Raw genomic sequence first — 22,054 nt, forward strand, 5'->3', positions numbered from 1 at the left:
ATCCCAAGCGATGGACGGCACGCAAGCAGTGCTTGTAACGTCGTGTCTGAAGGCACCCTCGCCTGACGCGACCGCCGCTCCGCCGAGCTCGGCGCCCCATCACTGTGCCCCTTCCGCACACTCTGCAACGCCATACCGCAAATCGCACCCAGGCCATTTACAGCGGATTATTCAGCGTATTATCTAGAATAAAACTTCAACGATTCCCCCAATTTGCACGAATACTAAATATCAAACCCGGAAAATCTCCGAAATATATTTATATTCGAATAATTTGAGCTCATCGTTGATCAAAAACGAGGGAGGAAGCTATGCATTCATTTTTATATTCGCAGCGTCGCGGACACGATCCTTTATATACGGGATCATATAATTCCTGTGGTAGGCTCGCCCTGCGCCATGCGCTCCTGATGACGACGGTTTGCGTGCCGCTTTCGCTTCTCGCGCTGGCGGCAGCCGGCGTGCGGACCGCGTCTGCGCAGTCCATCACGGCAACCGGCGATATCAGCCCGACACTACCCGGCCCAACCGGCTCCTGGTCGCCGTCCGGCCGGCTCGAAGTGGGTGCAACGAGCACGGGGGCGCTCAGCGTCACGGATGGCGCGACCCTGAACTCGATCGATTCCGCACTTGGCCTGGCCGCCGGCAGCAACGGAAGCATCACCATCAGCGGACAGGGCTCCACCTGGATCAACCAGGGCGGCATCCTGATGAACGATGTCGGTACCAGTTCGCTCACCATCTCGGACGGCGCGCGGATGGAGACCGTCAACGGCAGCCTCGCTATGGGCCCGAATTCAAGCCTCACCATCACCGGCGCCGGCACATCGGTCGATCTTGGAACCCTGACCGCAACGGATCCGCCAGACTGGACGAGTGCGGCGGGTTATCTCAGTCTCAACGAGGGAACGGCGACGCTGTCCAATGGTGCAACCCTGCATGACGATGGTGGTTATGTCGGTGGCGCGGGAGCAAGCTGGGCCGAAATGACCGTGACAGGCCGGGGCACGCATTGGACGAACAGCCTCAACGTCTATGTCGGCGGCAACGGAAACGGCACTGTCGGTTATGGGCGCCTCACTGTCTCCGACGGCGCCGTGGTATCGGCCCATACCGGCGCGGTCGGCACCGATACCGGCTCCTTCGGCGAGATGACGCTGACGGGTGCAGGCACGCGGTTTGAAACCCTGGCGAATGCGCATTTTTCTGGAAACATGCGCGTCGGCTTCAACGGCAACGGCATCGTGACCGTGACGGATGGCGCAGAACTGCTGGTCAGCAACCAGCTCGATATCGCCACCTATGCCGGCAGCACCGGCACGCTGAACATCGGCGCGGCGCAAGGGTCGGCGGCGACCGCAGCCGGCACGATCTCGGTAACCAACGGCATCTATTTCGGCGACGGCACGGCCAAACTGGTGTTCAACCACACCAGCGACGCCTATGAATTTGACCAGAAACTGTTCGGAAATGGCGGCGATATCCTGCAGATCGCGGGTACAACCATCTACACCGGCGATGGATCGGGCTTTACTGGCACAACGCATGTGGAAGGCGGAACGTTCGTGCTGAATAGCACGCTCGGCGGGACGATCGAAATCGGAACAGGCGGCACGCTGAAAGGGTCAGGCTCCATCGGCGCGATCGAGATTGCCACCGGCTCCACCGTGGCACCGGGCAATTCCATCGGAACGCTCAACACCTCGGGCACCTATGTCCAGCAGGCGGGCGCACTTTATGAAGTGGAACTCGACCCCACCTCGACGGCCTCGGACCTGATCAATGCGGGCGGCACCGCCACGCTGCAGCCCGGAGCGCTGATCTCCTGGTCCCGCGGTGCCGCCGGCAGCTTCGTGCCCGGCGCGCAATACACCATCCTGACGGCAGCCGGCGGTCTCACCGGAACCTTCGACTGGTCCGGCTCTCCCGCCGTTTCAGCCTTCTACGATCTGGTCGATTCCTACGACGCCAACAATGCCTACCTGACTGTCACCCAGACGACGGCGTTTACCGATGCCGCCCAGACACCAAACCAGATTGCCACGGGCACGGTTCTGCAATCGCTTGCCAGCACCAACAGCCTGCGGGCAGCCGTCGGTATGACGGCCGATTTCGATGCGGCGCGGGCTGCTTTCGATCTGGTTTCGGGCGATGTCTTTGCCTCCCTGCGGTCGCAGATGCTGGATCACGCCCGCGTTTCCAGCCAGGCTGCCTTTGCGCGACTTGCCGATGACGAAGAGGGTTTTTGGGCCACCACCCATGGCGGGCGTCTTTCCCTGTCCAGCGACGGCAATGGCGGCGCAATGGCCGCCAACAGTTTTGACATGATCGCCGGCATGGATCGCAGCCTCGGCGACTGGCGCCTTGGCGTGTTGATCTTCGGCGCCACGCAGCATATTTCTGCCGGAGACCGGGACATGACCGGCACGCTGAACACCGGCGGACTCGGCGCCTATGCCGGCGCCGACTGGGGTGCAACGGCCTTCGATCTGGCGGCGAGCTTCGGCTACAGCGGCATCGACACCACCCGCAACGTGACCATCGGCAGCTTTTCCGATCACCTGACGGGCGATTATGGCGGGCTTTCCGGCCAGGTGTCTGCCCGCCTGTCGCAGCGCATCAGCACGCCGCAGTTTGACATCGTGCCTTTCGGCGAGGCCATCTACCTGACGGCCTCCACGCGCGACCTGCGTGAAAGCGGCGGCCTTGCCGCCCTGTCTGTCGATGGCGACACCGATCATGCGCTGATCGCAACGATCGGCACGACGGTTGAAAAGGGCCTGACGCTGGAGGACGGGCGAAAGGCGGATCTGAAGCTGGGGCTGGGCTGGCAGCATGCCGATGCCGACACGCCCCAATCGCGCAATGCCTTCTCCACCGGCAATGCCTTCACCGTGTCAGGGGTTGCCTTGCCGGAGAATGCGCTGGCGCTCAATGCAAGCTTCGGTGTTGCCGTCAGCGAGAAGGCAGCGCTCGGGGTGAGCTACAATGGGCTGCTGAGCGGCGACGGCGATGCCCATGCCGTGAAGATCAACTTTAACAGCCGCTTCTGACGATAAGGGCGGTGCGCGGCAATCCTGCGCGCACCGCCGGTATTTGCAGCGTGGGTCAGCCGAGATATTTCCGGAAGAACGCCACCGTTCGGCTCCAGGCGAGATCTGCTGCTGCCTTGTCGTAGCGGGCGGCCGAGGTATCGTTGTTGAAGGCGTGGTTGGCGCCGTCATAGATGAAGATCTCGAAGGTCTTGCCGCCCGCCTGGAGCGCCTTGCGATAGGCGTCGATGCCGGCATTGATGCGCTCGTCGAGCCCGGCATAGTGCAGCATCAGCGGCGCCTTGATCTTGGCAACGTCGGCGGCCGGCGGCTGGGCGCCGTAATAGGCGACGCCGGCATTGAGGTCCGGCGCGGCGACCGCCAGACGGTTCACCAAGCCGCCGCCCCAGCAGAAGCCGATGGCGCCGACCTTGCCGTTTGCCCCTTCGCGCTTCGACAGGAATGCCCGCGTCGCCTCGCCATTGGCAACGGTTGCGCCCATGTCGAGGGTGGAAAACATCTGGCGGGCCTGATCCTCGTCGGTCGGCGTGCCGCCATTGGGCGAGAGGAAATCCGGGGCGAGCGCCACAAAGCCCTCGAGCGCCACGCGGCGCGCCACATCGCGGATATGGTCGTTGAGGCCGCGATTCTCGTGGATGACGATGACCGAGCCGAGCGGACCGGCCGGATTTTTGGGCGCGACCAGATAGCCCTTCATCTCGCCGCCGGCGCCGGGATAGGTGATATCGGCACCGGTCAGGCGGGCATCATCTGCCGGCACGAGCGCTGCCTGCGCATGGCTTGCTGCCAGCATCGGGGCAATGGCGGCAGCCGCCGCACCGGAGCCCGCAAGCAGGGTCAACCGCTCCATGAACTTTCGCCGGTCAAGGCTCAGATGGGTATATTCATCATAGGCATCGATCATCGCCTGCGTGATCTTCGGCGTCTCGGTCATGGCATGTCCTCCCTGGAAAGACCCTCTGGCTCGCATTGTGGTGGGCACAGGACGACATGTCGGACGCAATCCGGCAACAGCACCCGTCACACATGTACGTGATGAGTGCGGCACCGGATCAAGCCCTGCGGGCGTATGGGCCCGGCAAAACGGTCAGCCCATGTGCCAGCCGTGGCTGACGGTGATCGACTGGCCCGACAGCGCATTGGTCTTGAATGCGGCGAGGAAGAGGGCGACGTCTGCCACATCCTCCACCGTGGTGAACTCACCATCGACGGTTTCGCCGAGCATCACCCGCTTCACCACCTCGTCCTCGGAAATGCCGAGCGTTTTTGCCTGTTCGGGGATCTGCTTGTCGACCAGCGGCGTTCGCACGAAACCGGGGCAGATGACATTGGTGCGGATGCCGAACTCGCCGCCTTCCTTGGCGAGCACCCGGGCCAGGCCGAGCAGCCCGTGCTTTGCCGTGACATAGGCGGATTTGAGTGGCGAGGCTTCATGCGAGTGGACGGAGCCCATGTAGATGACCGCGCCGCCGCCGTTTGCCTTCATGTGCGGCACGCAGGCCTTGGTGGTCAAAAAGGCGCCGTCGAGATGGATGGCGAGCATCTTTTTCCAGTCGGCAAAGGGGAAATCCTCGATGCGGTGGACGATCTGGATGCCGGCATTGGAGACGAGGATATCGACGCGGCCGAAGGTTTCGACGGTCTTTGCAACGCCGGCATTCACCGCCGCCTCGTCCGTTACGTCCATGGCAATGCCGATGGCCCGGCCGGGACCGATGGCGGTGAGTTCCTTGGCTTTTGCTTCCGCCGCATCGAGCCTCAGATCGGCGATGACGACATGGGCGCCCTGTTCGACATAGCGCCTGGCGATCTCGGCGCCGATGCCGCTTGCCGATCCGGTGACGATGGCGATTTTTCCGTTGAGTGTCATGGTGCGGTCTCCTTCAAATCATTCGGGCCGCCCCGTCGGCGTGTCTTTTACCGGCTGAGGGTCCGTCGTTATTCGTCTCGCTGCCTGTCCTGGGCGAGATCGAAGATCTGGATGCCGTCCTTCGGGCGGCCGCGTCTTGTCCATTTGGGGTGTTTGAGCGTGTGCATCACATCGTCATAGCCAGCCTTCCAGTTGGCCTCGACGCTGGCGCGGGAAAACTCGGCATCCATGGCGTGCGAATCGTAGGCGGCGCTGCGGTGAATGAGATGGACGAGCGTCACGTCATATTCGATGCCGACCGAGCGCAGCAGTTTTACATCTTCGTCGTCGTGAAGCTCCGGCGGCAGTTTTTCGAGAAGGCGGCGGGCGGCGCGGCGAAATATCTGCTTGCGGGCAAACTCGTCGGTATTCATGCGTGTGCGGCTGGAATAGCGGATTTCCTTGACGCGCGCGTCCACCTCCATGAGGTCGCGGGGCATCTCGCCGCGGGCGGGAAACAGGTCCACCTGGAAGATGCACAGATCCGCGTCGAACCCATCCTCCGCCAGCACATATTGCAGCGGCGTGTTGGAGACGAGGCCGCCATCCCAGTAGAACTCGCCCTCGATTTCCACCGGCGCAAAGCCCGGCGGAAGCGCCCCGGAGGCTGCCACATGGCGGGATGTCAGCCGAATGTCGCGATTGTCGAAATAGGCGAAATTGCCGCTTTTGACATTGACGGCGCCAAGGCTGAGGCGAATGTCGCCACGGTTGATGCGATCGAAATCGACGAGCCTGTCGAGCGTCTTCACCAGCGGTTCCGTATCGTAATGGCTGATCATCACGTCGCGGTTGAACAGAAGCTGGTAGGGGGTTTGCAGGCGCGGCGAGAAGAAGCCGGGAATGCCGGTCACGGCGCCGGCGAGCACCGACCAGTCCTTCAGAAACCGCCTGGCATCGTCCTGAACCACCGGTCCGAAGTCGAGGCCGGAAGACACCATCTCCCAGAACTGCCTCAGATTATCCACCCGCCGCTCTTCCGGGCTTCCGGCTATGATGGCGGAATTGATGGCGCCGATGGAAATGCCGGCCAGCCAATCCGGCTTGATGCCCTGATTGTGCAGCGCCTCGAACGTGCCCGCCTGATAGGCGCCGAGCGCACCGCCGCCCTGGAAGACAAGAATATTTTCGATAGACCGCATGCTAGATAACTCCCGATGCTTTCTGCTCTTCGCACATGCAGCATCTTCATCTTCACATGGGGCGGCACAAGGCGATTGTCATGGCCTTGAACATTAAACTTCGTTCATGGGGGGGAAGCTTAGCCGAACTTGCCGCCCCCGTGCGGAGGGCTATTGCATATGCAGAAAGTCCCCTCCCAAACCCTCCCCACAAGGGGGAGGGCTTAACCCGGCCGCACCTTCTGATGGGGGAACGGGACGCTTGCCGGATCGAATCTCCCCCCTTGTGGGGGGTCCGAAGGACGGGGCGAGACCCGTGGCTCGACCACGGTCGGCCCGGCAGGGCAGAGAGGGTCTTATTTCAAATGCGATAGCCGTACCCCCGTGCGGGGCGGCAATCGGGATAGAGGCTGAAAATCAGCTCAGCCGGCAAGATCCAGCACGATGCGGCCGTCGATCTTGCCTTCCTCCATGCGGTGGAAGATGGCGTTGATATTCTCGATCTTGTCCCAGGAGAAATGCGAGGCGACCTTGCCTTCGCCGGCAAATTGCAGGCTTTCCTCGAGATCCTGACGGGTGCCGACGATGGAGCCGCGCACGGTGATGCGCTTCAGCACCGTCTCGAACACCGGCAGCGAGATAAAACCCGGCGGCAGGCCGACCAGCGCCATCGTGCCCTTGGAGCGCAGGAAGCCATAGGCCTGTTCCATGGCCTTTGGCGAAACGGCCGTCACCAGCGCACCGTGGGCGCCACCGGTTGCCTTCTGCACCTGTGCGATGGCATCGGCGTAGCGACCATTGACCACCACGTCGGCGCCAAGTTTCTTGGCAAGCTCCAGCTTGTCGTCAAAAATGTCTGCGGCCACCACATGCATGCCCATGGCCTTGGCATATTGCACGGCCATATGGCCAAGCCCGCCAATGCCCGAAATGACCACCCATTCGCCGGGACGCACTTCGGTTTCCTTCAACCCCTTGTAGACGGTGACACCGGCGCAGAGGATGGGGGCGGCGGCGCCGAATTCGAGATTGTCCGGCAGGCGCCCGACGAAATCAGGATCGGCGAGGCCATATTGGGCAAAGGTGCCATTGACCGAATAGCCGGTGTTCTGCTGGCTGCCGCAGAGCGTTTCCCAGCCGGTGCGGCAGGGATTGCAGCAGCCGCAGGCCGTGTGCAGCCACGGCACGCCGACACGGTCGCCTTCCTTGATGCGGGTGACGCCTGCCCCGAGCTTGGTGACGTAGCCGACGCCCTCATGGCCCGGAATGAACGGCGGATTGGGCTTGACCGGCCAGTCGCCGTTTGCCGCATGCAGATCGGTATGGCAGACGCCGGTCGCCTCGTATTTGACGAGGATCTGGCCGGGGCCGGGTTCCGGGATCGGCATTTCCTCGATGGTGAGCGGCTTGCCGAACGTGCGCACCACTGCGGCCTTCATCATTGCTGCCATGGATCTTCTCCTCGAACCGATGGCGGCACCGCCCGGGTGCCGCGCGTTTATCCTGCAAGCGTTTTTCCGCCTGCAACGGTTCTAGAGGACCGGACCGTGTGACAGTTTGATCTGCCGCAAAACCCGTCAATCTCTCAGGTCAGCGCCAGCCAGACGATCAGCCAGCCCCAGATGCCAAGGAGGCTTGCCACGCCCAGCATGAAAAGATTGCGGCGCAGGAACACGCGGTTGCTCGTCACATGCACGTAGGAATGGGCATAGCGGGAGGCGACGAACAGCCAGGCCAGGATGACCGTGCCGAGATTGTCGCCATCCACGGCAAACAGCGTCAGGCAGCCGATGTGGAAGAACATCGGCAGTTCGAACTGGTTCTTGAGGTTGTTGTGGACGTAAAGACTGTCTGCCGGCTCCTGCAGATTGTCCCGAAACTGCTCCACGGTGGCACGCCCCGCCTTCACCGCCGCCACGCGCCGCCTGGACAAGAGGATATAGAGCACAAGGACGAGCGCCGCATGTGCGACCATTGGCCAGATCATGGCCTCATTGGAAATCATCAGTCATCCTCGCGGTTTGGCGTAATCGTCGGCGCGTCTTAGCCGAAGGATACCCGGAAGGGAAAGCCTCGCGGCGGTTTAATCACGCCAAGATCAGACGGCGCACCGCGAGGAAAGACTGGGCGGCCGGCAGACATTGCCAACCGCGTTGCTGTCGGACGGATGGTGGAACCCTCAGGCACCGCCCGGATAGTTGGGGCTTTCGCGCGTGATCGTCACGCCATGCGGATGGCTTTCGCGAAGGCCGGCGCCGGAAATGCGCACAAAGGTGGCCTTTTCCTGGAAATCGACGATGTCCTTGCCGCCGACATAGCCCATGGCGGCCTTGAGGCCACCGGCCAGCTGATGCAGCACGGCCGAGACCGGGCCCTTGTAGGGCACCTGGCCTTCAATACCTTCAGGCACCAGCTTCAGCGTGTCGCGCACTTCCGCCTGGAAGTAGCGGTCGGCCGAGCCCCGCGCCATGGCGCCGACAGAGCCCATGCCGCGATAGGCCTTGAACGAGCGGCCCTGGTAGAGATAGACCTCGCCCGGGCTTTCATCGGTGCCGGCGAGCAGCGAGCCGACCATGACGGCCGAGGCGCCGGCGGCAATCGCCTTGGCGACGTCGCCGGAAAACTTGATGCCGCCATCGGCGATGACGGGAATGTTATGCTTGCTGGCTTCGCCAACGGCGGCCATGACGGCGGCGAGCTGCGGCACGCCGACGCCGGCGACGATCCGCGTGGTGCAGATCGACCCCGGACCGATGCCGACCTTGATGCAGTCTGCGCCGGCATCGATGAGGGCGCGGGTGCCGTCACCGGTTGCCACGTTGCCGGCGATGATGCGAACGGCGTTCGTCATCTTCTTCACCTGCGCCACCGCATCGAGAACCTTCTGGGAATGGCCGTGGGCGGTATCGACCACGATCACATCGACGCCGGCCTCGATCAGGCGCTCGGCACGCTCGCGCCCGTCATCGCCGGTGGAGATGGCGGCGGCGACGCGCAGGCGGCCCTGCACATCCTTGGAGGCATGCGGGTTGAGCTGCGACTTCTCGATGTCCTTGACCGTGATGAGGCCGACGCAACGGCCTTCATTGTCGACCACCAGCAGCTTTTCGATGCGGTGGCTGTGCAGGAGCCGCTTGGCCTCCTGCTGTTCGACGCCGTCCTTGACGGTCACGAGGTTTTCGCGCGTCATCAGCTCGTAGATCTTCTGGGACGGATCGGAGGCAAAGCGCACGTCGCGGTTGGTGAGGATGCCGACGAGGCGGCCGGGGCGGCTGGCGCCCTCGACAACCGGGATGCCGGAAATGCCATGCGCGCTCATCAGCGCCTTGGCTTCGGCAAGGGTTGCTTCCGGGCCGATGGTGACGGGGTTCACCACCATGCCGCTTTCGAATTTCTTGACCTGGCGCACCTGCTCGGCCTGCTCGACGGGCGTCAGGTTGCGGTGGATGACGCCGATGCCGCCGGCCTGCGCCATGGCAATGGCAAGGCGCCCTTCCGTGACCGTATCCATGGCGGACGACAGGATCGGCAGGTTCAGCTCAATATCATGGGCAATGCGGGTAGCGATATTCGTCTGGCCCGGCATGACCTCCGAATGTCCCGGCTGCAACAGCACGTCGTCGAAGGTAAGCGCGTCCGCGCCGGTTGCTGATTCTACAATGCGAGCCATGGCCAATTTCCTTTAATGAATGGAAGTTCGGTCCGGCGGGAGGTTAACCGGAGGCGATCTTCAGGAATGGGAAGTTGGCGAGGGCAGGTAACACGGTTATGACGGGAAGGGAATAGGAAAAACCGTGGACCGGGATCTGGTTACGGCCTTCACTCCCCCCGCCCCTTCAAGGCAGCCGCGACAGGAGCGTCGCTCCCCAAGCATCCCGAGCGTCGCGGATCGCGCTTTAGCCGGCGACCTCCCCGGCCGCGGCGGCCTGCCGCTTCCGGACGAGCCCGCGAATACGCTCGGCATCCTGGCTGCGCACCGGATTGTAGACGACGAGGCCGAGATCGGGACGGCCATCCACGGCAAAACCAGAATATTCAAGCTCGATCGGCCCGAGGATCGCATGGTTGAGCCGCTTGGTGCCTTCCCCATGCAGGCCGACATCGTTGTCGTTCCACAGGCGCTCGAAATCCGGGCTACGGGCGCTGAGCTCGCTGACCAGATCGGTGATCTCGGCACTGGCACCGGCACGCGCCGCATCGGTCCGGAAGGCGGCCACCACAAAGCGGGCAATACCGTCGAAATCCTGTTGCGCGGCGCGGACACGGGGATTGCAGAACACCAGACGCAGGATATTGCGCTCCATCGGCGGCAGGGTCGCGTAATCGGTCATCACCACGCAGGCGGCCCCGTTCCAGGCCACGACATCCCAGGTGGCGGTGCGCACGATGGCAGGCGTCGTGTCCATGGCATCGAGCAGGCGTTGCAGGCGGGGTGAAATGCCCTCGACCGGCCGATAGCGGGCCTCGGGCGGATGGCCGAGCCCCAGCATGAACAGGTGCTGGCGCTCCGGTTCCGTCAGCATCAGGCCATTGGCGATGCGGTTCAGAACGTCTGCCGAAGGCGCGCCGCCGCGCCCCTGCTCCAGCCAGGTGTACCAGGTGGGGCTGATATTGGCGCGCTGCGCCACCTCCTCGCGGCGCAGGCCGGGCGTGCGTCTGCGGCTGCCGGAAAAACCGAAGCTTGCCGGATCGAGCCGCAGGCGGCGGTCGCGCAGATAGGTGCCGAGCGTATCGGGGGCTTTGGTCATCGCGAACCTGTTAGGTCTTATACCATGATAAAGTCACTACTTTAACAGGATGAAGTCTAGGTGCATCAGGCTCTCCAGACAAGACAGGAGACGAACCCATGCGGATCTTTCTAACCGGCGCAACCGGCTTCATCGGCTCGGAAGTGGCACGCAATCTCATTGAGGCAGGACATCAGGTGCTCGGGGTCACCCGCTCAAGGACCGGCGCAGAGGCACTCGCGGCGCTGGGTACGGAGGTTTTTCATGGCGACCTCAGCGACCCCGATGGTTTGGCCAAGGGTGCCGCCAGCTGCGACGCCGTCATCCACACAGCCTTCGATCATGATTTTTCGAACTTTGCCGCCAATTGCGAGAAGGATGCGCGGGTGATCGGAGCACTTGGCGCCGCCCTCAACGGCTCTGATCGCCCCTTCGTGATCACCTCGGTCACGGGCCTTGGCATGGTGGCGCCGGGACAGCCGGCCATCGAGGATCATTTTGACACCCACAATCGAAACCCGCGGATTGCCTCGGAACGGGCCGGCCGCACGCTTCTGGATCGCGGTCTCAACGTATCCTTCGTGCGTCTGTCGCAGATTCACGACACCCGCAAGCAGGGCCTTGTGACGGCCCTGATCGATCTTGCCCGGCGCACCGGGGTCTCTGCAATGCTGGGCGATGGGGCCGGCCGATGGTCAGCGGCTCCCCTTGAGAGCACGGCCCTGCTCTATCGTCTGGCGCTTGAAGAGAAAAAGCCCGGCGGGTGTTACCATGCGGTGGCCGAGGAGGGTGTTCCCCTTAACGCGATTGCCACAGCCATCGGCGAGCGCCTCAATCTTCCCGTCGTGTCTCTGGAGCATGAGGCGGCGGCCCATTTCGGCTGGCTGTCGCATTTCCTGGAAAGCGACTTCGTCGCATCGAGTGCGGCGACGCAAAAGCTGCTGGGCTGGCATCCGCAGGGGCCAAGCCTGCTGGACGACATCCGCAACCTGGATGATGGCGCCTGATCTGCCCAATCGTCTTCACCTGACCCCGCGGACAAGGACCGCAGGGTCAGGTGCAGGCCATCAGATGTCGAACTGGTAGGACTTGGGCACGAAACGGTATCCCGTCTCATGCTTTTCCGCATAGCCTACGGCCGGGAACGGCATGTGATAGCCGAGGAAGGCAATCCGATCGTTCGCGATCATGTCGAACACCGTCTTGCGGCTTGCGGCGGCCGCCTTCTTGTCCATGTCGAACTTTACTTCCCAGTCCGGCCGCTGCAGCGACAGCACGAAGTGGTTTGCCGTATCGGCCGTCAGAACCAGGCAACGCCCGCCCGATTCGATATTGTAGATCATGTGGCCGGGCGAATGGCCGAAGGCTTCCAGACTGGTAATGCCGCTGACCACGGTTGCGCTCTTGCCGATGAAAGTGGCCTTTTCGGCGAGCGGCTTGACATTGGCAAGCACCGCCTTGTGGCCGCCTTCCGCTGCCGTTCCCTGGCGCGCCGAGCTGCTCCAGAAATCATATTCCACCTGGCCGATGATGTAGCGCGCATTCGGAAAGGCCGGCTTGCCGCCTTCCATCAGGCCGCCGATGTGATCGCCGTGCAGATGCGTCAGCACCACCACGGTCACATCTTCCGGGCGATAGCCGGCAGCCTCAAGGCCCTCCAGCAGACGGCCATTGCCGGCGGCTCGGCCGTTTTCACCAAAGCCGGTATCAAACAGCACCCGGTCGCTTCCGGTATTGACCAGTGTCGGCGAGAAGGAATTGACGAAATTGTCCTTAGGCAGGAAATTCTGCTCCAGAAGCGCAGAAACCGTCTGCTCCTTCTGGTTGGTGCCGAAGGTTTCGCCGGGCTTTCCGGAGGCGCGCGCGCCGTCCTTCACCACGAGCACCTCAAATTCTCCAAGCTTGAAACTGTGCGTATCTGCCGGCAGGACTTTTGTCATGTGTCTATCCGTCGAGGTTTGTGTGCTGCTGGCTTGCGCCAGGGCGCGTCCGGACAGAACCGCCGGTGCAGCAAGAAAGCCCACCCCCGCCGTGCCCAGAAGCGCGCGCCGCCCCATTTGAAACTGCGTCATTGCCACCTCCCATGCGCAGACCGAATGCGCGTGTGCCGTCGTGACCGGTCGCAGCAACAGATATGGCAAAGACATGCAAAGGAGAACGCCTGTCACGTAGTCGTGATAGCCATGCCAGAGCCCCCGAAATCCAGTAGCCGGACGCCCAAACGAGGCGTAGGAAGACGCCAGCCGAAGTTTCGCAAAGCATGCCCGCCATGAACCGGATTGTCCCCCTCATTCTTGCCGTCGCTCTTTTCATGGAGCAGATGGATTCCACCGTCATCGCCACCGCCCTTCCCGCCATCGCGACCGACCTTGGCGTCGGGCCGATCACGCTGAAGCTGGCGCTTACCTCCTACATGGTGGCGCTTGCCGTGTTCATTCCCATCAGCGGCTGGATGGCCGACAAATTCGGCGCAAAAAGCATTTTCCGCGTGGCGATCCTCGTCTTCGTGGTGGGTTCCATCTGCTGTGCGGTTTCCTCGTCGGTCGTGGAATTCGTCCTGGCGCGCTTCCTGCAGGGCATGGGCGGGGCGATGATGACGCCTGTCGGGCGGCTTGTTCTGTTGCGGACGACGGAGAAGAAGGATCTGGTCTCGGCCATGGCGCTTCTGACCATTCCAGCCCTTGTCGGCCCGCTGACAGGGCCGCCGGTCGGCGGCTTCATCACCACCTATTTCACCTGGCACTGGATCTTTCTCATCAACGTGCCGGTGGGTCTTGCCGGCGTCTGGCTTTCCACCATCTACCTGCCCGACATCGAACGGCGCGCCGCGCCGCCGATCGACCTTTACGGTTTCCTGCTGATTTCGCTGACGGCCGCCGGCACCGTGTTCGGGCTTTCCGTCGTCAGCCTTCCGGCGCTGCCGCCGATCGTGGGGATCGTCACCACCATGATTGGCCTTGTCTGCGGTGGGCTTTACCTGCGCCACGCCCGCACGCACCCGGCCCCGATCCTCAAGCTGACGCTGTTTCGCAATCAGGCCTTTCGCGCCGCCATCACCGGCGGCACGCTGTTTCGCATCGCAACCGGCGCCGTGCCCTTCCTGATGCCGCTGATGCTGCAGCTATCCTTCGGCATGACGCCGTTCCAGTCGGGCCTCACCACCTTTGCCGGCGCACTTGGGGCGCTGACAGTGAAATTCGTTGCCAAGCGGCTGTTTGCCTCGACGGGCTTCAAGATGACGCTCATCGGCGCAAGCGTTGCCGGTGCGGCAACGACTGCGGTGAACGGCTTCTTTACAGCCCAGACGCCGCAGGGCGTGATCATTCTCTTCCTGTTTGCCTCCGGCCTTGCCCGCTCGATGTTCTTTACCGGCACCAATGCGCTCAGCTACTCCGAAATCGAGGATGACGAGGCAAGCCAGGCGACCTCGATCAGTTCGGTGCTGCAGCAGGTGAGCCTTGCGCTCGGCGTGGCCTTTGCCGCCTTCGTGCTGGAAGCCTCGTCCTATCTGTCGGGCTCGCACCTGCAGCTGGCGGATTTCCACCTTGCCTTCTTCCTGGTGTCGGTGGTGTCGCTCGCCTCGCTTCTACCGCTTCTGCCGCTCGATGCCGGCGCCGGTGCCGGCGTTTCCGGCCATCGCCGCTATGCGGCGCGGCCGGCCGAAGCGCCGGGCGAATAGACCTGAAACCCGCCCGAAAGCTCAGGCCTCGTCGTCCTCGTCCGGATAAGGCCGGCGAGGATCGCCGGCGTCTTCCAGAAGACCGTTTTCGCGGTGCATCTCGTCGCGGTAGCGGCCCATGACGCTGCCGTCCTTGCGGCCCTTGAACCCCTTGGCGAGCAGGAACATTTCCACCGATTCCTGGCGCGACGAAGCCGGCTTGATATGCAGCACCTGGCGGAAATTCTGCTTCAGCATATTGAGCAGGTCCTTTTCCGTGCCGCCCTGGAAGGTCTTTGCGAGGAAATGCCCGCCTTCGGCCAGCACTTCCACGGCAAAATAGGCTGCGACTTCGCACAGATGCATGGTGCGCAGATGGTCTGTCTTCTGGTGGCCGGTGGTGGGGGCCGCCATGTCGGAAATGACGAGATCCGGCGTGCCGCCGACGGCCTCCATCAGAAGCGCCGGGGCATTCTCATCCAGAAAGTCGAGCTGCAGGATTTTCACCCCCGGCAGCGGCGCCATTTCGAGAAAATCGATCGCGGCGACACGGATATCGCTATCGGTGGAGCCGGTGACCTTGGCGGCGATCTGCGACCAGCTGCCGGGGGCGGCCCCCAGATCGATGATGCGGCGCGCGCCCTTCAGCACCTGATTCTTCTCGTCGATTTCGAGAAGCTTGAAGGCGGCGCGGGCACGATAGCCCTCGATCTTGGCGCGCTGCACGTAAGGATCGTTGATATGCCGCTCGAGCCAGCGGCGCGAGGACGCCTTCAGCTTGCCCTTGTGGACCTTCTGGCCGAGCTTGCGGCCGATGGGAGCCTTGGTCATCGATGGTTCTCCGTGGCACCGCGTGCCGCATTATCGCCGGGGCGGCGGCCGCGAAAGCGCCGCCAGACGCCGTCATCCGCCATCATATCGGTCAGAAGGCCTTCGCGCAGGCCGCGATCGGCAACCCGCATGCGCTGGCTTGGCCAGCGTCGGCGGATCGCTTCCAGAATGGCGCAGCCGGCAAGCACCAGATCAGCGCGATCCGGCCCGATGCAGGGGTTGGCCGCGCGACCCTCGAAATCCCAGGACAGGAGCTTTTCCTGCATGGCGCTGACTTCCGCATCCGAAAGCCACAGGCCATCCACCTTGCGCCGGTCATAGCGTGGCAGATCGAGATGCACGCCGGCAAGCGTCGTGACCGTGCCAGATGTGCCGATCAGGTGGAAATCTTCCTCCGGACGCGCACTTTCCCCGCCAAGCGCCGGGCATTCGAAGCCGGCGAGCATGCCTTCGACCTCTTCGACCATGGCCGAAAACACTGCGGGCGTGACATTCTGCCCGCCATGGCGTTCCGACAATGTCACGACGCCGACCGGCAGCGAGGTCCAGTGGGTGATGTGGTTCGCAAGCCGCGAGGAGCGGTTGGCGCGGATGCGGATGACGGCGATTTCTGAGGATCCACCGCCGATATCGAAGAGCACGACGGAGCGCGCCTCGCGCCCGACCAGCGACGAGCAGCCGGACACGGCAAGCCGCGCCTCGGTTTCCCGGTCAATGATTTCCAGCTCCAGCCCGGTTTCGCGGGTGACGCGCGCCAAAAACTCCTCGCCATTGGCGGCAGCCCGGCAGGCCTCCGTCGCAATCAGCCGCATCTTGCGGATCGGCCGGTTGGCAAGTTTTAGCGCGCAGATGCGCAGCGCTTCCACGGCCCGGTCCATCGCCTCGGTGGAAAGGCGTCCCGTCGCGGCAAGCCCTTCCCCCAGCCGGACGATGCGCGAAAACGCATCGACGACGCGAAACTGCCCCGGCCGCGTCGGCTGGGCAATCAGAAGGCGGCAATTGTTCGTGCCAAGATCAAGCGCTGCATAAAGATCATCCGGAGCACCGCGATCGGCGGCGGTTCGGCCCGAAACGCCGTGCGGCACCGACAGCCCCGGATGCGCGCCTTGATGGCCTCCATGATGGCCCCCCTGATGCGCCCCGGCACCGCCATGTCCGTTGCGCCCGCGGGCGTCGTGCGGGCCCCCATGGGCGGGCTTTGACGGCAACCCCTTGCCCGAAGCCGCATGGGCATGCCCACCGTGGGCGCCATGAGACGGACCACCCGCCCGGCCGCCGTGGCTACCCTGCCCTGCTTTTCCGGAGGAACCTTGGCCGCCTGCAGCCTGCACTCCACCCCTATGAGCCGATCCATGCGGACCACCGCGCTCAAAGGCGCCACCCGGCTGAGAGCCGTGCCTGTTTCCACCGGAGGGTTGTGACTCTGCGTGAGAAAGGTGCGACGCGTCATGATGGTGTGCCGCAGACCCTGGCGCCTGCCCGTGAACCGCGGCATGCGTTCGGCCCTGGTCCGGCGCACCGCCGTGACCGCCCGCCGCAAGGTCCACGTCCTGCCCGCCACCCTGGCCAGCATTCCCCTGGCCGGCATGACCACCATGACTAGGACCGCCGTGACCGCCCAGCCCTTGTCCACCGTGCCCCTGTCCACCGTGCCCCTGTCCACCATGACCGTGCCCGGACCGCCCACCGCGCCCGGAGGCGGCAAGCGGACGTCCCTGCAGGCTGCGCGCTTCGCTTTTGCCCCGGCCACGCCGGCGCTTGCGCCCTGACGGTGCGCCCCGGTCGTCCGATGTCTGCGTGTCTACCTTTGATCCTGAGGCCACACCCGATGTCATGCCCGCGGCGAGGGCCGATACGGTCGAATGAAGACGGTGCGGTTGCGTCACCACCGGTTCACCGTCCGCCGCTACGGTTTGCGCCTTGCCGGCCATATCCTTCGGCGCGCGCGCGCGACGGCGCTTTCGCTTGCGCGGTGGTGCACTGTCCGTGCTTTGCGGGCGTCGGGCATCCGGGCGCTCGCCCTGGTCGATGCCATGCGCAACTGCTGCGGACGGCGGCTTGCCGCTCCGCTTGGCCTTTCGGCGACGTCCGGCCTTCTTGTCCGGTCGTCCTGCTGCTGACGCCCCGCCTTCGGGCGGCTTGCCGCCGCTGTCGGGGTTCATCACTGATCTATCCATCGTGCCGCGCAAGAGCCGTTCGGCCCGCTGCGGCGTTAATCGTTTCGTTGGCAAGAGGATAACAGCCGCAGACGATTTCGCCAATGGCTTTGTCAAAGCCGCTGCGCGCCGTCTCGCCCGCCCCCCGCGCCTGCGCCAATGGCCCGCTCCCCGCGCCAGCGCGAATGGCATGCAGGTGGGGACCTCAAAGCACCAGGGACACACGACCCGCCACCGTCCCCGGCCGTCAACCGACCCTCGACCTCGTCCTCACGACCTTTGCGCACACGAGCGAAAAAGTCGGAAATCGCCCCTTGATCGACCCGGAAAATCTGTTACAAGGCGCCCACCGACACGGTTCGGCCTTCGGCACCCACCCGAAAGCCATCAACCGCACAGTCCGAAACGCTCGCGTTTCGACGGACTGGGGAATAGTTCAATGGTAGAACGACGGACTCTGACTCCGTTAATCTTGGTTCGAATCCAGGTTCCCCAGCCAATTCTCCCAAATTCCTGTTATCCTTGATTTTTCCAGCCGCGCCGGATCCCGTTTTGGCATCATTGGCGACCTGATGCCCAGAACTGATGCCCAAAGGTGATGCCCAGCCGAATTCGGCGCGGTCGAACCTTCGGTCTCGATACAGGGTCTGTTCGTCATGGCTGTGCGCCACGAGGTCGAGAATCTCACCCGCCGCGGAAACATCTTCTACTGGCGCCCCCGGGTTCCGGCCGCTTTTACTCACTGCCAGCCCGGCAGCCGGCTTTCACTTAGCCTTCATTGTTCCGACCATAAAAAGGCTCAGATCATTGGCCGAAAGCTCAATACGCGGCTGGCCGAATTGAAGACGCATTCGAAGGAAGCGATGTCCAAGCAGCAGCTCCAGAAACCGTTCGAGCATGAGCGCGACAAGGAACTCGAACGGCTGGACGACATCAACATGATGGCCCGCCGCAACGGGCGCGGCGGCGACGTCGTCGAGATGGAACTCGATCTCGAGGCTGGCTGGGCCTGCCAGCTCGTCGCGAAGTTCGGAAGCCGGGTGGAGCTGACCCTGGAGGCGGGCTGCGCTGGTCTCACCTATCTGCTGAACAAGGACGTCCCGCAAACGCATGTCGATGCCATCAGGGCGAACTACAGGGCGGAACTCGCCATCGCCCGCAGCCCCGGCTTCGAAGACGGCATCCGACGGCTGATCTACAATTTTGAAATCGACGACACCGTCGCCAATCGTCAGCGCGCCATGCCGAAGGTCTTCGAAGGGCGCGCCGCGGCCCTTCTCGACATCACAGAGCGTCATGAACTGGTGGACAAAGGCCAGAGCGAATTCACGGGCAGCGGAAGAGCCCTGGCACCAACGACCGAAGTAAAGGCGGCCGACCCCCGACCCCAGGGATCTGATCCTGCGCCAACGCCTCGGGCGGCTGAACCACAAACTGCATCAGCTCTGACTGCCGCGCCAAAAGATCCGGTAACCGCCTGTCTCGATCTGGCCCCGCGCTCAGCCGCGCGCAAACAGGCGACCTCAAACGCTTCGGATGCCGAGCAACGCGTGGTCGCCGTTTCGGACTTCGAACAGGAGTGTGACAAGCTTATCGCCAACATGGGCAAGGAGTGGACGGCGGAGACTGCCCGTGATGCCAAGGCTCTTGTACGCATGTTCCAGTTCGTGCTTGCTGAACATGGCGTCAAGCATTCCGGGCAGATCGAGCAATATCACATCGGCCTGTTGCGCAAGCACTTCAACGACATTCCCATCGACTGGGGCCGCAGCAGCCGGATGCGGGTGATGTCGGCGCCGGAACTGCGCGCCAAGGGCCAGGAGATGCGCCGCGCGGCGGAGGCGTCCGGCACCAAACCCAAGGTCGGGCTGGCCGCCGCGACGATCCGCAAGCACCTTGGGAACCTCAGCCATTTCCTCAAACATCTGAAAGGCCACGGCTTCGAAATTGAGAGTTGGACCTTCGAAGGGATCCGGCCGAGAAAGCCCAAGGCTGGAGACATTCGTCAGCAGCAATACAAGCCGAAGCCGCAGGATATCGTTCCGATTTTCTCAAGCCCCATCTACTGCGGTTCGCGTGACCATCTACGCGGAAAACGGCGGCAACCCGGCAGGTATGTCTTTCATGATTCGCTCTACTTTCTGCCCATTCTCTTCACCTACCTGGGACCGAGACGCAGGGAGTTCGCCGGGCTTCATGTGAACGATATTGCCAAAGACGATGATGGCTATGTCATCCTTCTACGCACGAACAGCATCCGTCGATTGAAGACCACGCAGTCGCAACGCTTGCTGCCTCTGCCGGATGAACTGGTGCGACTTGGGTTCATCGACTACGTCCAGGCCATCAGGCGATTGGGATACGAGGCCCTCTTCCCGGACCTTTTCTCGGACAAGACGGACAACGATCCGGGCAATCGGTTCTACGACACCTTCGTTCCTGTCATGCAGGGAGCGCTTGGCGAGAAAATGTGGGGGCGCGCCATTCACGCGCTTCGGCATGGCATGGCCGATACGTTGAAGCAGGCGGGTGTTCCGACTGAGGTGATCGACGACATTTCCGGACGCCTGAGCGAAGGCAGCGAAACCAATACGCGGTACACCAATCCGGCCGGCCTTCCGCTGATGCGGGACGCCTTGAAGCACTATCCTGTCATCACGTCGGACATCGAACGGAAGCCTCTGCAACTCCTTCCCTGGATCGAAAACAAGCAACCACCTCCGTGGGCACGCGAAGGCAAGAAGTGAATGATCGAGGCGGAAATGATTTCCGGGCTCACGGCATCGAAGGCGTCGCGCAACAGCTAGCCAAACCGCGTGGCACTCTGGAATTCCGATTCAGAATCAAACGGCGTTTTACGAAGTAATGGGGGGAGAACGCATCCGAACAGCGTACGCCGTGACGCGGGGCACTTGGCAGAGGCCACGGCCCTGAGGGTTGCGGACACCGACGCTCAGGCGTCGTCTTCGACCGCGTCCGGAAACAGCAGATGGGTCTTCCTGCGGAACGGCAGGCCGCCGGAGCTGTATTTCGCGACGAGGTCATCGAACACGGCATCGCTCTCGCCTTCGTCGAAGCCTTGTTGGGCCAGCATGGCGACGATGACGTCCTGGAATTTTTCGAGCTCGGCCGTCTCGCCCTTCTCGACGGCCCTGCGGATCAGCCAGTACAACGCCACCCTTGCGACGTCGTCCCGATCCGGACGCCGGGCTTTCCGATTGGCATCGCGAAGGGCCTTCTGCCGCTGCCGTGCCGCCTTCATGCTCATGATCTCTTCCCTCACCGTGTCGGCCTCATCTGGTCGGCCTGCCGTTATGGGGCCTCCTGTTGTCTGGCCCCCTTCCATGGTCGAGGCGCCGGGCGAGCGGCGCAAGCGCCGATTGGCGGAATCGGATTTACAGGGTCTGGAATCGGTCGCCCGCAGGTCTGAATCAAAATTCCCCAATTTGTTTCACGTTGCCGCACGTCATCTCGCGTCGAGACGCGTTGCGCCGGGGCAAACGCCGTTGCGGAATCACGGACTTCGCGTTCTGAATCAAAAATCTGGACGTCGGAATCACATGAGCGCAATTTGTCTCAGGTCGACAAGACGTGAGATGCGTTGCAGGCAACCTCTCCAACGGCGTGACAGATCAGGGTAAGTTGTCCCTCTGGTGCCCCAGGATCCAGCCCTCCCAGCGCTGGACGGCGTCGGAGGCGGGCGTGCCTTCCTCGCGCCTGCCGTCGACGACGTCGAGCATGCCGAGAAGGCCGACGGCGGCATCGAAGCGATCCTCGCCGGCCGTGTCAGCACCGAAGCCGTCGTCGATGATCGGCAGCAGACTGGTGGCGTCGATGGTCTCGCGGTTGGCAAGCCAGGATCGCAAGGCCAGACCCTTGCTCTGGCGATCGGCTTGCCGCCGCTTGCTCCAGCCGCCCCGGGGCATGCCGAGCTGGCGGTAGACGTCGCCGGGATAGGTTTCCGTGATGACGCAAGGGGTTCGCGCGACGAGATCGGCAAGGCGGCCGTCGAAGGGCCACAGGCCGATGACGTCGAGGTTCGGCACGATGATCTCCCGCCACCCGGTGATGGCACCCTTGCCGACCTGGTTTCCGCCGAGCGTCCAGAATAGCATGCAGGCCGCCTGCCGATCGGTCGTGGCCCGCTCACACTGTCGCAGCAGTGATCTGGGATCGCCGACGTCGAGCGCCTCGAAGAGATGCGCCCGCTGTGTGCCGCCCGGCCTTGCCGGATAGAAGGGACGATGGAGCGAGATCCGGTTTCGATGATCCGCCACGCTGTACCAGTCCGACCAGACGCCCGATCCGAATAGGGACAGCGCCTCGCGGAACGACCCGATGCCGGCCGCACGGGCATAGGCCTCGGGCAGGCCGATGGGGAAGTCGAAGCCGAGCAGCAGGGCGCCGTCTCTGTTGGACCTTGCCCGCAGTCGTTCGATCAGCGTGGCGGTGTCGCCCACCAGCTCAGGTGCTGCGATCTGCCAGCGGGTACCGTCGCGAATGGCGACGGTCATCCAGCGCTTCTTTCGGTCCATGCTCCAGTCGCAATGCGCGACGACGGCGACAGTCATGCGTCAGGCTCCTCCCGGTTATGGCAGG

The 22,054-nt window shown here is 63.3% G+C and carries 18 protein-coding genes and 1 tRNA gene; 7 read left to right on the plus strand and 12 right to left on the minus strand.

The genetic code is table 11. The features are described from left to right. Positions 1-410 precede the first annotated feature (410 nt). Complete coding sequence (locus J2858_RS03995; RefSeq protein ID WP_210103426.1) at positions 411-3,053, plus strand: autotransporter outer membrane beta-barrel domain-containing protein; 2,643 nt, start codon at positions 411-413, stop codon at positions 3,051-3,053. A gap of 55 nt (positions 3,054-3,108) precedes the next feature. Here J2858_RS03995 and J2858_RS04000 read toward each other — a convergent pair whose 3' ends face one another. From J2858_RS04000 to J2858_RS04030, 7 genes are all read right to left on the minus strand, one after another. Continuing rightward, entirely contained in the window at positions 3,109-3,987 is an 879-nt protein-coding gene (locus tag J2858_RS04000; RefSeq protein WP_210103427.1) for a dienelactone hydrolase family protein, read from the minus strand. Between the two features lie 153 nt (positions 3,988-4,140). After that, the gene (locus tag J2858_RS04005; protein WP_210103428.1) at positions 4,141-4,923 is read right to left on the minus strand and encodes a 3-hydroxybutyrate dehydrogenase; all 783 of its coding nucleotides are present in this window, start codon (positions 4,921-4,923) and stop codon (positions 4,141-4,143) included. 68 nt (positions 4,924-4,991) lie between these two features. After that, entirely contained in the window at positions 4,992-6,104 is a 1,113-nt protein-coding gene (locus J2858_RS04010) for a DUF3734 domain-containing protein (RefSeq protein ID WP_210103429.1), read from the minus strand. A gap of 401 nt (positions 6,105-6,505) precedes the next feature. Then, positions 6,506-7,534 (minus strand): alcohol dehydrogenase AdhP, encoded by a 1,029-nt coding sequence (gene adhP / locus J2858_RS04015; RefSeq protein WP_210103430.1) that lies wholly within the window; start codon positions 7,532-7,534, stop codon positions 6,506-6,508. Between the two features lie 134 nt (positions 7,535-7,668). Next, complete coding sequence (locus J2858_RS04020) at positions 7,669-8,088, minus strand: MAPEG family protein (RefSeq protein WP_245365535.1); 420 nt, start codon at positions 8,086-8,088, stop codon at positions 7,669-7,671. A gap of 174 nt (positions 8,089-8,262) precedes the next feature. After that, on the minus strand, positions 8,263-9,753 hold the full coding sequence (gene guaB, locus J2858_RS04025) for an IMP dehydrogenase (RefSeq protein WP_210103431.1): 1,491 nt from the start codon (positions 9,751-9,753) through the stop codon (positions 8,263-8,265). A gap of 226 nt (positions 9,754-9,979) precedes the next feature. Then, on the minus strand, positions 9,980-10,831 hold the full coding sequence (locus J2858_RS04030; RefSeq protein ID WP_210103432.1) for a helix-turn-helix transcriptional regulator: 852 nt from the start codon (positions 10,829-10,831) through the stop codon (positions 9,980-9,982). 98 nt (positions 10,832-10,929) lie between these two features. Between J2858_RS04030 and J2858_RS04035 the strand changes: the two genes are divergently transcribed. Continuing rightward, the gene (locus J2858_RS04035; protein WP_210103433.1) at positions 10,930-11,817 is read left to right on the plus strand and encodes an SDR family oxidoreductase; all 888 of its coding nucleotides are present in this window, start codon (positions 10,930-10,932) and stop codon (positions 11,815-11,817) included. A 60-nt stretch (positions 11,818-11,877) separates the two neighbouring features. On the opposite strand, the gene J2858_RS04040 is transcribed toward J2858_RS04035, so the two are convergent. Continuing rightward, positions 11,878-12,882, minus strand: a complete 1,005-nt coding sequence (locus tag J2858_RS04040; RefSeq protein ID WP_210103434.1) for an MBL fold metallo-hydrolase — start codon at positions 12,880-12,882, stop codon at positions 11,878-11,880. A gap of 197 nt (positions 12,883-13,079) precedes the next feature. Between J2858_RS04040 and J2858_RS04045 the strand changes: the two genes are divergently transcribed. Beyond that, the gene (locus J2858_RS04045; RefSeq protein WP_210103435.1) at positions 13,080-14,489 is read left to right on the plus strand and encodes a DHA2 family efflux MFS transporter permease subunit; all 1,410 of its coding nucleotides are present in this window, start codon (positions 13,080-13,082) and stop codon (positions 14,487-14,489) included. 21 nt (positions 14,490-14,510) lie between these two features. Here the strand turns inward: J2858_RS04045 and J2858_RS04050 are convergent, their stop codons facing one another. Both J2858_RS04050 and J2858_RS04055 read right to left on the minus strand, forming a co-directional pair. Continuing rightward, entirely contained in the window at positions 14,511-15,299 is a 789-nt protein-coding gene (locus J2858_RS04050) for an RlmE family RNA methyltransferase (protein ID WP_245365536.1), read from the minus strand. After that, positions 15,296-16,846 carry a Ppx/GppA phosphatase family protein gene (locus J2858_RS04055; protein ID WP_210104133.1) on the minus strand — a complete coding sequence of 517 codons (1,551 nt, stop codon included), beginning with the start codon at positions 16,844-16,846 and terminating at the stop codon, positions 15,296-15,298. Before J2858_RS04055 ends, J2858_RS04050 begins: the two co-directional genes overlap by 4 nt. On the opposite strand from J2858_RS04055, the gene J2858_RS04060 reads away from it, so the two are divergent. From J2858_RS04060 to J2858_RS04075, 4 genes are all read left to right on the plus strand, one after another. Further along, positions 16,748-17,068, plus strand: coding sequence for a hypothetical protein (locus J2858_RS04060; protein WP_210104178.1), 321 nt, complete (start codon positions 16,748-16,750; stop codon positions 17,066-17,068). The genes J2858_RS04055 and J2858_RS04060 overlap by 99 nt on opposite strands. 93 nt (positions 17,069-17,161) lie before the next feature. Continuing rightward, positions 17,162-17,419 carry a hypothetical protein gene (locus J2858_RS04065; protein WP_210104179.1) on the plus strand — a complete coding sequence of 86 codons (258 nt, stop codon included), beginning with the start codon at positions 17,162-17,164 and terminating at the stop codon, positions 17,417-17,419. Between the two features lie 461 nt (positions 17,420-17,880). Next, positions 17,881-17,954: transfer RNA gene (locus J2858_RS04070), tRNA-Gln, on the plus strand. A 157-nt stretch (positions 17,955-18,111) separates the two neighbouring features. Then, entirely contained in the window at positions 18,112-20,202 is a 2,091-nt protein-coding gene (locus J2858_RS04075) for a DUF6538 domain-containing protein (protein WP_210103436.1), read from the plus strand. A 206-nt stretch (positions 20,203-20,408) separates the two neighbouring features. On the opposite strand, the gene J2858_RS04080 is transcribed toward J2858_RS04075, so the two are convergent. Further along, positions 20,409-20,723, minus strand: coding sequence for a hypothetical protein (locus J2858_RS04080; RefSeq protein ID WP_210103437.1), 315 nt, complete (start codon positions 20,721-20,723; stop codon positions 20,409-20,411). Between the two features lie 364 nt (positions 20,724-21,087). Further along, positions 21,088-22,026, minus strand: a complete 939-nt coding sequence (locus J2858_RS04085) for a DUF429 domain-containing protein (protein ID WP_210103438.1) — start codon at positions 22,024-22,026, stop codon at positions 21,088-21,090. Between the last annotated feature and the right edge of the window lie 28 nt (positions 22,027-22,054).

This window comes from Neorhizobium galegae, from assembly GCF_017877135.1.
GTDB classification, from domain to species: Bacteria; Pseudomonadota; Alphaproteobacteria; order Rhizobiales; family Rhizobiaceae; genus Neorhizobium; species Neorhizobium galegae_A.